Source organism: Thermoanaerobaculia bacterium (assembly GCA_018057705.1).
GTDB lineage: Bacteria > Acidobacteriota > Thermoanaerobaculia > Multivoradales > JAGPDF01 > JAGPDF01.
Genome location: JAGPDF010000017.1, coordinates 19,028 through 31,326, shown reverse-complemented (window position 1 = coordinate 31,326; position 12,299 = coordinate 19,028). Strand labels below are relative to the sequence as shown.

Annotated in this window: 13 protein-coding genes; 6 read left to right on the top strand and 7 right to left on the bottom strand. The window is 69.4% G+C overall.

What is annotated here, in order from left to right:
- Window positions 1-2: 2 nt before the first annotated feature.
- The 3 genes from KBI44_07800 to KBI44_07790 all read right to left on the bottom strand — a co-directional run bounded on the left by KBI44_07800 (window position 3) and on the right by KBI44_07790 (window position 2,681).
- Window positions 3-281: a hypothetical protein gene (locus KBI44_07800; GenBank protein MBP9144370.1), complete on the bottom strand. Its 279-nt coding sequence runs from the start codon at window positions 279-281 to the stop codon at window positions 3-5.
- Complete coding sequence (locus tag KBI44_07795; GenBank protein MBP9144369.1) at window positions 278-1,723, bottom strand: cyclic nucleotide-binding domain-containing protein; 1,446 nt, start codon at window positions 1,721-1,723, stop codon at window positions 278-280. The genes KBI44_07800 and KBI44_07795 overlap by 4 nt, the downstream gene beginning before the upstream one ends.
- A gap of 142 nt (window positions 1,724-1,865) precedes the next feature.
- Window positions 1,866-2,681 (bottom strand): helix-turn-helix domain-containing protein, encoded by an 816-nt coding sequence (locus KBI44_07790; GenBank protein ID MBP9144368.1) that lies wholly within the window; start codon window positions 2,679-2,681, stop codon window positions 1,866-1,868.
- Window positions 2,682-2,837: 156 nt separating this feature from the next.
- Here KBI44_07790 and KBI44_07785 point away from each other — a divergent pair, with 156 nt between their 5' ends.
- Window positions 2,838-3,233, top strand: coding sequence for a DUF3224 domain-containing protein (locus tag KBI44_07785; protein ID MBP9144367.1), 396 nt, complete (start codon window positions 2,838-2,840; stop codon window positions 3,231-3,233).
- Window positions 3,234-3,344: 111 nt separating this feature from the next.
- Here the strand turns inward: KBI44_07785 and KBI44_07780 are convergent, their stop codons facing one another.
- The 3 genes from KBI44_07780 to KBI44_07770 all read right to left on the bottom strand — a co-directional run bounded on the left by KBI44_07780 (window position 3,345) and on the right by KBI44_07770 (window position 6,300).
- A complete protein-coding gene (locus tag KBI44_07780) occupies window positions 3,345-4,382 on the bottom strand; it encodes a hypothetical protein (GenBank protein MBP9144366.1) in 1,038 nt (345 codons plus the stop codon).
- Window positions 4,383-4,476: 94 nt separating this feature from the next.
- Window positions 4,477-5,481, bottom strand: a complete 1,005-nt coding sequence (locus KBI44_07775; GenBank protein MBP9144365.1) for a cytochrome-c peroxidase — start codon at window positions 5,479-5,481, stop codon at window positions 4,477-4,479.
- A 219-nt stretch (window positions 5,482-5,700) separates the two neighbouring features.
- A complete protein-coding gene (locus KBI44_07770) occupies window positions 5,701-6,300 on the bottom strand; it encodes an isochorismatase family protein (protein ID MBP9144364.1) in 600 nt (199 codons plus the stop codon).
- 125 nt (window positions 6,301-6,425) lie between these two features.
- Between KBI44_07770 and KBI44_07765 the strand changes: the two genes are divergently transcribed.
- The 5 genes from KBI44_07765 to KBI44_07745 all read left to right on the top strand — a co-directional run bounded on the left by KBI44_07765 (window position 6,426) and on the right by KBI44_07745 (window position 9,826).
- Window positions 6,426-8,240, top strand: coding sequence for an SLC13 family permease (locus tag KBI44_07765; GenBank protein MBP9144363.1), 1,815 nt, complete (start codon window positions 6,426-6,428; stop codon window positions 8,238-8,240).
- A 174-nt stretch (window positions 8,241-8,414) separates the two neighbouring features.
- On the top strand, window positions 8,415-8,615 hold the full coding sequence (locus KBI44_07760) for a helix-turn-helix transcriptional regulator (protein ID MBP9144362.1): 201 nt from the start codon (window positions 8,415-8,417) through the stop codon (window positions 8,613-8,615).
- Window positions 8,612-8,833: a hypothetical protein gene (locus KBI44_07755; GenBank protein ID MBP9144361.1), complete on the top strand. Its 222-nt coding sequence runs from the start codon at window positions 8,612-8,614 to the stop codon at window positions 8,831-8,833. Before KBI44_07760 ends, KBI44_07755 begins: the two co-directional genes overlap by 4 nt.
- A gap of 19 nt (window positions 8,834-8,852) precedes the next feature.
- The gene (locus tag KBI44_07750) at window positions 8,853-9,089 is read left to right on the top strand and encodes a hypothetical protein (protein MBP9144360.1); all 237 of its coding nucleotides are present in this window, start codon (window positions 8,853-8,855) and stop codon (window positions 9,087-9,089) included.
- The gene (locus tag KBI44_07745; GenBank protein ID MBP9144359.1) at window positions 9,080-9,826 is read left to right on the top strand and encodes an MBL fold metallo-hydrolase; all 747 of its coding nucleotides are present in this window, start codon (window positions 9,080-9,082) and stop codon (window positions 9,824-9,826) included. Before KBI44_07750 ends, KBI44_07745 begins: the two co-directional genes overlap by 10 nt.
- An 11-nt stretch (window positions 9,827-9,837) precedes the next feature.
- Here KBI44_07745 and KBI44_07740 read toward each other — a convergent pair whose 3' ends face one another.
- Window positions 9,838-12,255, bottom strand: a complete 2,418-nt coding sequence (locus tag KBI44_07740; GenBank protein ID MBP9144358.1) for a serine/threonine protein kinase — start codon at window positions 12,253-12,255, stop codon at window positions 9,838-9,840.
- Window positions 12,256-12,299 lie beyond the last annotated feature (44 nt).

Here is a 12,299-nt window from a genome sequence, read left to right as displayed (position 1 = left end):
CTTCAGCCGCCCTGCTGCCGGATCTTCCGGCCGCCGGGCTCGATGGCGAACTTGTTCAACTGCACGATCCGGGCATCGGTCCGCAACGCCGGCGGCAGGATCGCCTGGGCCTCCTGGCGGCTCTCCACGTCGACCACCATGAGGGCGCGATGATCGCCGTCCAGGCAGCCCCAGTCGGCGTTCGACAGGAAGTGCGACCCGCTTTCGAGCACGATGCGAATCGCCCGGTTGCAGGCGACCTTGTCCGAGTCGTGCGGGATCTCCAGCAGGAATCGGGTCATTTCGAGCCTCCCCCCCCCGTCGTCCGGGTCTGTTCGTCAGTGTTCGCCGGCAAGGGGAGACTGACCCGGACCTCGGTGCGCCCGGGACACGAGTCGATGTCGATCTCGCCCTTGTGCTGCAGCACGAGGTTGTGTGCGATCACCAGCCCGAGTCCGGTGCCCTCGCCCACCGGTTTGCTGGTGAAGAACGGTTCGAAAACTCTGGCCCGAAGCGCCTCCGGAATGCCCGGACCGTTGTCCACGACGCGCACCACCAGGCTCTCCGCCTGCCGCACGGCGCTCACCTCCACCTCGCCGCCGGGAGCGACCGCGTCGATGGCGTTGTCGATCAGGTTCGCCCAAATCTGGTTGAGCTCGCCGCCGAGGCCTACAACGGGGGGCAGGCTGTCCTCGATCCGCGCCCGGAGTTGCACCGACCTCGCCTTCGCCTTGGACCGGAGCACAGTGAGCGTGTCGGAGAGTCCGCGCGCGAGATCGACCGGTTTGGGCGTCATTGCCTGGTCCATGTAAGTGAAGCCCTTGACCGCCGCGACCAGCTCGTGCACCCGGGTTGCGGCACGCTCGATCTCCGACGCCAGCCGGCGCGTGCCACAACCGGCCGCGAGTGCGCGCAGGGCGGCCACCAGCGCATTGGGCCGGAGGATCGCCGCCGCCGCCGCCAGATCTGCAATCCCGAGCCCGGTCTCGGCGAGGTCCTCCGCTTCGGCGCGATCGATCCCCCGCTGTTTGAGCCAATCGCCGAGCTCCTCGATCCGGTCGGCGTGGTCGAGCGGCGACCGGAGGGCGGTCGGCGCACCGCCGAGGCAGCGATCGCGCAAGGTGATGAACGCCGCGAGCTCGGGCTCGGAGAGCCGGCAGCCGCCCAGGGAGCGAAAGGCCGTCTCCGTGTCCGGGAGGCGCTCGACCAAGGCGACGGCATTGCTGGCGACGGCCGAGGCGGGGTTGTTGAGCTCGTGCGCGAGTCCCGCCGCGAGCCGCCCGAGCGAAGCGAGCTTCTCGTCGTGGAGGTCGCTCGAGCGAAAGTGTCGCGCGCGGTCGAGCATGACGTGCACGCAGACGGCGGTCAGCTCCTGGCACTCGCGGATGAGATCGGGAAAACTAGCGCGGGAAAGACCGAGGAGTTCAGTTACGGCGATGGCGCGCATCTCGCCCGGAGCCTTGCGCATGCGCGAAAATGGGAGGAGCCCGGCGATGTCGCCGCCGCGCCACTCCATGACACGGCGCAGACCGCCACCGCGATGGACTCTGATGTCGAAGTGGCCCTCGAGAATCACCCAAAGCGAGTTGATCGGCTTTCCCGCTTGCTCGATCAGCTCGCCGACGGCGTAGCGCCGTATCTCACTGCGCTCCGCCAGCCAGACGAGCTGCGCCCGCGGCACCGCAGTGAGTGCGCGATGCGCGACGAGCCGGTCGACGAGGGCCACGAGGGCCTCGGGGGCCATGGCCGGATGCTAGCCCAATCGGCCGTCCCTGCGGGAGAGGGCTTGTGGCCGGCCCGCCCGGCTGCGACGACGACGCCACTCACGACCACGTCCTTTCCGACTCCGCCAGCGCGCAGGTCGGAGTGGGCGCCGGCAGCGCGAGTCAGCGCGGCAAGGACCGCGCGTAGGCCGCCGGGGTGCTGCCCACGAAGCGGCGGAAGTCGCGCACGAAGTGCGCCTGGTCGGCGAAGCCGAGCTCGAGCGCCAGCTCTGCCCAGTCGTGCTCCGGCGAGGCGGCGATGCGCTCCGCCGCCTCGTGCAGCCGGTAGCGCTGGATCACCCACTTCGGGCGCACGCCGACATACTCGTCGAACAGCCGCTGCAGCTGACGCGGAGCGAGGCCGGACCCGGCGACGAGTTGGGCGACGCGGGTGATTCCGCGGTCGTTCGCGGCGCGCTCGACGATGCGACCGACGAGCCCGATCGCTTCGCGGGCGACGGGACGGCGCGCGCGCAGGAACTCCTGGATGACTGCAAAAGCCTGCTCGGGGCCGGGCGCCGCGAGCGCGCGCCGCTCGAGATCGTCCGCTGCGCTGCCGAAGATCTCGGTGAGGGAGAGGCGACGATCGGTGAGCGCCGATACCGGGCCGTCCAGGAACGGCCGGAAGCCGCCGGGCAGGAACTTGACGCCGAGGACGCGGCCGCTCCCCTCGAGCCGGCGCACAAAGCGGCCGGTGAAGACTCCGGCGACCGCCGAAGCGTCACGCTCGACGACCAGCTGAACCGACGGATGAGCGAGCACTTCGCTCACCGTCGGCACTTCGAGATCCCAGGCGACCGTCCACAGGTGCTCGACGAAGGGCGCGAGATCCTCGTCCGGCCAGAAGCGGCCATAGCCCGGACTGGTCGCCGTCATGCGCTGGTGCAGGACTCCGCGGGGATCGACGAGCTTGGGACGGAGCCTGTCGGGTTTGTTCAATACCGGAGCCTCCGCTGCACCCTAGCATCGGCTCGCCAGGGAGGAATGCGAACCATGAGCAGTTCCGGGAGAGTCCACCTCGTCGCCGCCGTAGCGCTAGGATCGATACTGATCGTGCCTCTCGCCGCGACCGCGACCAACGAAAGGAGTACCGCAATGAAACTCACCGCCAAGGGAGCGTTCGAGGTGAAGCTCGCCCCGGTCACCCAGACGGAGCATGCCGGCGGCACGACACTCGGGCGCTTCACGCTCGCCAAGACCTTTCACGGTGACCTCGAAGGGACGGGCGCGGGAGAGATGCTCACCGCCGGAACGAGCGTCGCCGGATCGGCGGGCTACGTGGCGATCGAGCGCGTCGAAGGCACGCTCGGAGGGCGCCAGGGGAGTTTCGTCCTGCAGCACTCCGGCAGCATGGCGCACGGCGGCCAGAGCCTGATGATCACCGTGGTTCCCGACTCGGGAACCGGCGAGCTCACGGGGCTTGCAGGCACCCTGCAGATCGACATCGAAGGCAAGGCGCACTTCTACAACTTCGAGTACTCGCTGCCCTGACCGGCGAGCTGCGAGCATTGGAGAGGGTCTCATCGGAGCCCTCTGCTGCAGCCAACCGACCGTCGCCGCGAGCCTCACGGCGAGAGGCCTTGGCCCACGAGGGCCCCGGATTCAGTCTCCGATTGTGAAGGCGAGACCTCCCGGCGTCGAGCGGTCGCTGTCGAGGCGCAGCCGAAGGGCACCATCCCGACTCAGGGCGGCGGCGTCGGCGAATCCGGAGACGAACGCAGCGGTGAGATTGTCGTGCAGAAGCTCGGTGCGATCGCCGCAGCGCGGTTCGCGATCGCCGAAGTATCCGGCGTGGGTGTCCGTGCCCTCGACCCAGATGTCCTCGGCCGGATCGTTCTCGTAGAGAAACTCCCCCGCGAGGCTCGCGCTGCCGTTCGGGCAAGGGGGATGGCTGCCGGCGCGGAGCGTCCACACGGTGTCGAAGGAGTGCCCGATCACGACGTCCCGTTCGAGCTGGGCCATCCGCTCGCGCGCGACCGGCGTGTCGCCCGCCTCGAGCGCCGCTCGCCGCACCTGCCTCCTCCACTCAGGAACGGTCAGGAAGCTCTCCGGCGCGGAGAGGGCGGCGCGGGGTTCTTCCCCACCGTCGCCACGGCTCACGTAGAGGAACGGACCGAAACGACGCAGGAGTGTCGCGCAGGTCGGCGGGAGGACGAGGTCGAAGCGCGCCTCGGCCGCGGCGAGGGCGCTCTCGAAGGGGCCCCGCGGTCCACGTTCGAGACGCGGCAACGCCGGCGCTCCCGGCAGCGCGCGCAACTCTGCGAGGAGCGACTCGAGCGCTCCCACCGGATCCGCCTTCGCTGCACGGCCCTCCAGACGCTCGCGGACGAACTCGTCCCGTGCCACGATCCCTTCGCCGCGAACAGGTTCGCTGCGCCCGTCCGCGAAGAGCGCTTCGCCCGCGAGCGCATAAGCGTGAAAGCCGGTCGCAAGCGGGATCGTGACGCTCGGCTCGACCTCGGCGGCGCTTTTGTCCGCGGCGAGCAAGCCGGCGACCGCACCGTCGATGCGGATCTCCAGACGCAGCGCAGTGAGCCCTTCGACATTGGGCGGATAGACCGTCACGGTTCGGCCGCCCGCCGTGGCGGGCGGAACCGCCAGGCCGATTCCGCCCAGAATCCAACTCAGCAGCTTCTTCAACGTTCGATCCTCCCACCCAGAGGAGACGCACTCCGGGCCGGACGCGGGCCATCGCGCCCGGAGCGTGCCTCGGCCGGCAGAGGCGATGCGCCGGCTATCCGAACGGCACCGGGCGCGGCGTCTCCGGGGTCGAGGGCGGCAGCAGCGGCATCTCGAAGCGCGGCTGGTCGCCGGTCAGCGTCTTCAAGAAGGCGACGATCTGGGCGGTCTCTTCCGGCGTGAAGGTGTTGCCGAGCTGGAGCCGACCCATCACGTCGATCGCTTCGGCGAGCGTCTCGGCCTCGCCGTCGTGGAAGTAGGGATAGGTGAGCTCGACGTTGCGCAGCGTCGGCACCTTGAAGCGGAACCGATCGATCGCTTCGTGCGTCACGCCGATCCTCCCCTCCGCCGGATTGGCGGTCACGTAGGGCTCCACCACGCCCATCTTCTGGAACGAGGTGCCACCCGCCGCCGGCCCGTTGTGACAGGCGACGCACCCGCTGTCCTTGAAGAGCGTGTAGCCGGCGAGCTCCGGCGCGGTGAGCGCGCCCGCATCGCCCATGAGCCAGCGGTCGAAGCGCGAGTTGGGCGTCACCAGGGTCTCCTCGAAAGCGGCGATCGCCTCGGTCACGCGATCGATCACGATCGGCCCGGCGCCGAAGGCGCGCGCGAACTCCTCGCGATACTGCGGGATCGAGACGATGACATCGAGGGCGAGACGGTGCGTGAAGGCCATCTCGCCGGGATTGGCGATCGGTCCGCCGGCCTGCTCCTGGAGGTCCTTCGCCCGCCCGTCCCAGAACTGCGCCAGGCTCATGCTCGAGTTCAGCACCGTCGGCGAGTTGATCGGTCCGCGCTGCCAGTTGTGGCCGATCGAAGTCTGCAGGTTGTCGGAGCCGCCCAGGCTCAGGTTGTGGCAGGAGTTGCAGGAGATGAAGCCCGACTTCGAGAGCCGCGGGTCGAAGAAGAGCTTCTTGCCCAGCTCGACGACCGCGGGCCGGGTGACTTCGGCCGGCTGGATCGGTCGAATCGGTTCATCGGCCGGTTGCGCCCCGGCGATCGCCGCGAGGGCGGCGAAGCCAAGGGGCAGGAGAGCGAGCAACGTGGTGCGCAGCTTCATGGGGTGTTTCCTCCTGGAAAGGAGAACGCCTCCCGGGCACCGCGACTGTGCGGGCGGAGCCGAACTCCGTCCTCCAGTGTCGCACCGCGCCCAGGTGGGGAGCCCGCCCGGACGGGCGGTCCGGGCGCATCGGAAGGCTCGTCCGCCCCGCCTAGGGGGGCGCCCGGCGCAAGGCTTCGCGCCTGCGTCGGCGCGTGAACCTGATCCTGCTGGCTGGAATCAGTCGTCGCCGCCGATCTGCCCCTGCTTGAAGATGGCCGACATCGCCTTGAACTGGGCGTGGTCCTTGTGGCGCGCCCATTCGAAAGCCACCGACTCGAGGTTGCTCACCTCCGCGCCGGCCTGGCGCATGCGCTCGAGCGCGGCCTGGCGATGCTCGGCGCCGCGACCCGAGACGGCTTCCCAGCAAAGGTGTACCGACTGCCCCAATCGCCGCGCCTCGAGCACGGTCTGCATCACGCAGACGTGCGCCTCGATGCCGGCGACCACGAGCTGGCGGTCGGCCGGAGCGAGGCCGGGGCGCACCTCGGCCAGCGACTCCTGGAAGCCGGGTTCGCCGAAGCAGCCGAAGGCGCCCTTCTCGAACCGCCATTTGGGCACCGTCAGCGCCTCGAAGCGGGCGAAGATCTCGGGGTGGGTCGGGCCGAGCCCGCGCGGATACTGTTCGGTGAGCACCACCGGCACGGAGAACAGCTGCGCGAGCTCGAGCAGGCGGTGGGTCGCCGCCAGGACGAGCGGAGAGCGGTGGACCTTCTCGACCAGCTTCCCCTGCAGGTCGATCACCACCAGAATACTGCGGTCGACTTGGGCGAGTTCCATGGCGGAAGAATAGCAATCGCCGACCGCGACTGGCTCGGCGGCCCCCCATCACCGACCGACCTGTGCCGACGTCCGTCTTGCGGCGGCGCGGCATTCGCGTCAGAGTCCGGGCGACGCCCCCGCCGATGCCCGATCCACACGCCATCGCCGTGCTCGCGGTGACCCTCGCCGTCTTCTATCTCTACACCCGGCCCCAGCTCCGCATGGAGCTCGTCTCACTGGGCCTCCTCGTCGCGTTGCTGGTGATCTTCAACCGGTTTCCTTTCGTCAGCGAGTCGGGAGATCTGACCGACGCGGAGATTCTCCACGCCTTCGGCCATCCGGCTCTCGTGGCGATCTGTGCCCTGATGATCCTCGGTCGCGGCCTGACCCTGACCGGGGCGATGGAGCCTGCGGTGCGCTGGTTGGCGCGCATCTGGAAGTGGAATCTCGCGCTCGGCCTGCTCTTGACGCTCGTGCTCGCCGGGCTCGCCAGCGGCTTCGTCAACGACACGCCGGTCTTGGTGCTGATGCTGCCGATGTTGCTCGGCCTCTCCGACCGGGTCGGATACCCGGCCTCGAAGGCCCTGATGCCGGTGAACTTCAGCATCCTCGCCGGCGGCATGCTGACCGGCATCGGCACTTCGACGAACCTGCTGATTCTGTCCATCGCGGCCGACCTCGGGATGCAACCGATGGGTATCTTCGACTTCAGCTCGATCGCGCTGCTCGCCTTCGCCGTGGCCCTGCCGTATCTCTGGCTCATCGCGCCGAGATTGCTGCCCGACACCACTGTGCGGGATCCCGGCACGCCGCGTCTCTACGGCGCCAGCGTTCCGGTCGCAGGCGACAACCCGCGCTTGGCAGGGCGCGCGATCGCCGACCTCTCGAAGACCATGGGGCGGGAGATCCCCGCGACCGGAGTTCTCCGCGACGGGCAGATCCTGCCGCCGGAGCCCACCCTGGAGCTCGTGCCCGGCGATGTCGTCCTCCTGAACGACAGCCCCAAGGGACTGCACGACCTGGCGTCGACCTTCCAGGTCGAGCTCTTCGACCGCGCGGGTTTCGGTCGCTTCGTCGACACCGGCAGCGGGCACGAGGACTCCATGCTCGCCGAGGTGGTGATCGGCCAGGATTCATCGCTCATCGGCCAGACCCTGCGCCAGACGCGCTTTGCCGAGGCGCATCACGTCATCGTCGTCGGCTTCCGGCAAGGCACTGAAGGGTTGCTGGAGGATGGGCGCGCCATTGCCGACATTCCTCTTTCGACCGGGGATGTGCTGCTGGTGCAGGGGTCGGAAGCGCGGATCGCCGGTCTCCGCACGGCCCCAGGGCTCCTCCTGCTCGACAACAGCACCACTCTCCCGCGCTCACCCAAAGCTCTGTGGGCGCTCGCCATCATGGCCGCCGTCATCCTCGCAGCGGCAACCGGCTGGCTGCCGATTCACATCGCGGCCCTGCTCGGCGTGGTGGCGATGCTTCTCACCCGCTGCCTGAAGTTCGAGGGGCTCGGCCGGGCGATCAGCCCCTCCGTCGTGCTGCTCGTCGCCTCGAGCATCGCGCTCGGCAGTGCCCTGGTCGAGACCGGAGCCGCCGCATGGGTCGCACGGGGTCTCACGATGGTCGTCGAGCTCGTTCCGCCCGCAGGTCAGATCGCGGTCTTCATGGCGTTCGCGGCGCTGCTCACCAACTTCGTCTCCAACAGCGCCGCTGCTGCCGTCGGAACGCCGATAGCCATTGCGACGGCGCAGCAGCTGGGCAGCCCACTGGAGCCGTTCGTCCTCGCGATCCTCTTCGGCGCGAATCTGAGCTACGCGACCCCCATGGCCTACCAGACCAACCTTCTGGTCATGAACGCCGCCCGCTATACCTTCCGGGATTTCCTCCGCGTGGGCACGCCGCTCGTCCTGATCATGCTCGTCACGCTGTCGATCCTGCTCGCGCGCCGCTACGGTCTCTGACCGCGCGGCAGCGGTCGCGGCTTCTCCGCCGTGACGCCCCCGGTCGGACGCCTCGCGATGGTCGGCAGGTCCGTGGGGCCGAGCGCCAACCACGGCCCATGGAAAGCCGACTTGACACGGGCGAAACCGCAGCCGATAATCGCCATGGAAAGCTGACTTGACATGATTCCCACCATTCACAACCGGGTCCGAGAGCTGCGGCTGGCGCGTGGCTGGACCCAGCAGCAGCTCGCCGATGCGGTCGGCGTCTCGCGTCAGAGCATCAACTCGATCGAGTGCAACCGCTACGTACCCAGCCTGCCACTCGCCCTGCAGTTCGCGCGCCTCTTCGGCTGCGCTACCGACGACATCTTCACCCTGGAGACCGAACGATGAGGATCCCGCTGCTGGGTTGGCAGATCGACGAACGCTTCCTGACCCACCGGCGCCGCTCGACCAGCGCTGCAGGCGTGTTCGGCGCTTTCGTCGCGCTCGGCCTGTTCGCCTACCGTTTCTACGTCGATGATCTCTGGAGCTGGGACCTGCTGGCCGTCGTCGCCACCTTCGCGGTCATCAAGCTCGTGCTGATGACCTGGTACTTCCTGACCGATTGATGCCCGCTGGAGAACACCGATGAAGATGCCCTTCGCCCAACTCGATCCCCGCGGGCTGACCCGCCTCGGACTTCTCTGGCTGCTCCTGTTCTTCTTCCTGAACTTCCTGCTCCGGCGTTGGACGGACGGCGCCTGGAGCGACGTCCTCGATCTCTCGAGCGGCGTCGCTCTGGGAGCGGCGCTCGCCTTCGTCCTCCTGGCGGCGCGCGCCAAGGGGCGGCTCCTGCGCGGTCTGGAGACCGGACCGTGCGAGTGACGATGGTCGGCCACAGTACGGTGGTGGTCGAAGGGGCGCGCTCTCGATTGCTCACCGACCCCTGGTTCGGCACCTCCGGCAACCTCGCCTATGCGAGGCTGCATCCGCCGGCGTTCCGCCGCGACGAGATGCGCGAGATCGATGCTGTGCTCCTCTCCCACCGGCACTGGGATCACACCGACCGCAGCTTCCTGCGCAGCCTCGATGGCGCGATCCCGGTTCTCGGACCTCCCGGCTCCCTCGCGACGCGGTGGCTCAATGGGGCGCGCAACTACCAGCCGATGCGCCCCTGGCAAAGCCATGAGGTCGGAGCCGCCGTCGTGACCGCAGTCCCGGCGCTCCACCTCGCCCGCACCATCGGCTTCGTCGTTCAGCTCGAAGGAGTCTGCGCCTACTTCGCGGGCGACACCTACCATCGCCCTTTCATGTCCGAGATCGGGCGGAAGTTCCGCATCGACGTCGCGCTCATGCCAGTGGCGACCTTCCGCCTGCCGATGACCATGGGCGAACACGGCGCGGTCGCGGCCGCAGCCGACCTCGGTGCGGCGACGATCATTCCCATCCACCTCGGCATCGCCCCGCGCTCACCCCTGCTGCGCACCGCGCAGACCGTCGACTCCTTCGAACGCCGCCTGCGCGACTGCGGAAGTACGGCAGCTGTCGTTCACCTGCGCGAAGGGGAAGCCTGGGAATCGGCGGCCAGCGAAGAGCAGCGTTCGACGTCGCGCATCGGGTAGACCGGCGACGGTTACCGCGTCTCTGCGGCGCAGAGGTTTCGAGTCTCGACGGTCATCGGGTCGTCGGGGCCGAGCGCCTTTTCGCGGAGGGCGAGGGCGCGGGCGCAGACCGGGCGGCCCTCCTCGGCCCGGCCGAGAGCGAACAGGCAGCGGGCGAGCGCATGGAGCGCCACGGCGAGTCGCGGGTGCCCTGCATCCAGGGTGCGCTCGAACAGGGTGACGGTGCTCCGCAGGAGTGGCTCCGCGCGGGTCGCCTCGCTCCGCCGCAGGTAGAGATCGGCGAGGCCGAGCTGCACGATCCCGATGCGCGGATGGTCCGGGCCAAGGTTCTTCTGCCAGATCGCCGCCGCCCGCAGGAGCGCGGCCTCGGCTTCGGCGAACCGGCCGAGCTCGATCTGGACGCTGGAGAGATTGTTGAGCGACTGGGCGACCGCCGAGCTCTCGGGGCCGAGCACCTTCTCGCGGATGGCGAGCGCACGGCCATGCATCGCAGCGCTGTCCTCGAACTGCCGCAACTGGAAGAGCGCGATCGCCAGGCCGTTGGCGGTCGTCGCGACCTGGGGGTCGTCGGGCCCGAGGTGGGACTCGCGGATGGCGAGCGCCCGGCGGAAGAGCGGCTCCGCCGTCGCGCCGTCGCCGCGATCGAGATGCGAGACGGCGAGGTCGTCGAGGCTCGAGGCGACCGGCAGCGCGTCCGGCCCGAGCTCACGCGCGCGGATCGCGAGCGCCCGGCGATGCATCGCCTCGGCTTCCGGGTAGCGGGCCTGGATCTCCAGCACCGAGCCGAGGTTGTCGAGCACGTCCGCGACCGCCGGGTCGTCGTCTCCGAACGCCTGCTCGCGAATCGCGAGCGCGCGCCGGAGCGTCGCTTCGGCCGCGGGATAGTCGCCGCGCACCCACTGCAGGTCGCCCAGATGGACGAGGCTGGTGCCGACCTCGGGGTGCACCGGACCCAGGCTCTGCTCGCGCAGGACCAGGGCCTCGGTGATCGACGCCTCCGCCGGCTCGTGCAGCTCGAGCTGCTGGTAGACACGCCCGATGGTGTCGAACAGGCGGGCGCGCGGCAGCGGCTGGCCGTCGAGCCGCGAACGCAGCTCTCCGGCGCCGCGGTCGAGCAGCTCGCGCGCGGTGATCGTGCTGCCGCGCGCCGTTCCGGGATCGTTCACCTCGAAGAGGTCGACCAGGAACTCGACGACCTCCGCGGCTTCGGCCTGCGCCTGGCGAGCCGCCGCCGCCTCGCGGTTGGCGCGCTGGGCCTCGAGGGTGCGCGCCGCGACGCCGGCCGCGAGCGCCAGAATCACGACGCCGGTCGCGACGACGGCGGCGCGATAACGCCGCGCGAACTTCCCGAGGATGTAGAGACGTCCTGGCCGCCCGGCGAGGACCGGCTCGAAACGGCGATGCCGTTCGATGTCGTTCGCCAGTTCGGCAGCCGAGTCGTAGCGCATCTCGCGCTGGCGGGCGGTCGCCTTGAGAGTGATCCCGTCGAGGTCGCCGCGCAGCGCCCGCAACGCTCCCGCCGGGCTCGTCGCCCGCAGGGCGGCGCGCGACTCGCACTCGCGCGAAGCGAGAGCGCGCCAGCGCGCGGAGGGCGTCGGCACTTCGCCCTCGGTCACCTGCCGCAGGATCTGCAGGAGGCTCTCCCCCGACCTTCCGAACGGACGCTCGCCGACCAGGAGCTCGAACAGCAGCACTCCCAGTGCATAGACGTCGGAGCGCGTGTCCGGATCGGCGCTATCCGCCGCCGTCGAGGCGGCGATCGCCTCGGGACTCAAATAGGACGGTGTTCCGATGACCACGCCGAAGACCGTCGCCGGCGAATCGGACGCCTCGCCATCGAGCACTTTGGCGACTCCGAAGTCGATGATCTTCGGCACCGGGCGACCCTGCTCGGTCGCGACCAGGATGTTCGCCGGCTTGATGTCGCGATGCAGCACTCCCTTCTGGTGGGCGTGGTGGATGCCGCGACAGATGGCGACGAAGAGATCGAGCCGCGCGTCGATCGACAGCCGCTCGCGATCGCAGTAGTCGGTGATCGGCTCTCCCGGCACGTGCTCCATGGCGAAGAACGGCTGACCGTCCTCGGTGTCTCCGGCCTCGTAGACCTGGGCGATGCACGGATGACTCATCCGGGCGAGCGCCTGGCGCTCGGCCTCGAAGCGGTGGGTGAACTGCGCGTCCAAGCGTGAGGAACGGATCAGCTTGATCGCCACCTGGCGGCGGATCGGCTCCGTCTGCTCGGCGAGGTAGACCGTTCCCATCCCCCCCTGTCCGAGGAGCTCGAGGATCCGGTAGCGGCCGATGCGTTGCGGCAGGGGCGGCTGCGGTCCGGACGGCGTCCCGGGACCTGCCGCGGGGCCGTCGCGCAGGAACTCGCCGATGTCGGTCGGTTCGTGGGGCGAGCCGGGGCGGTCCGGGGGCGTCGTCACCGCAATCCTCGTGGGCTGCGCAGCATGGCTGGCCCTATTGTAGC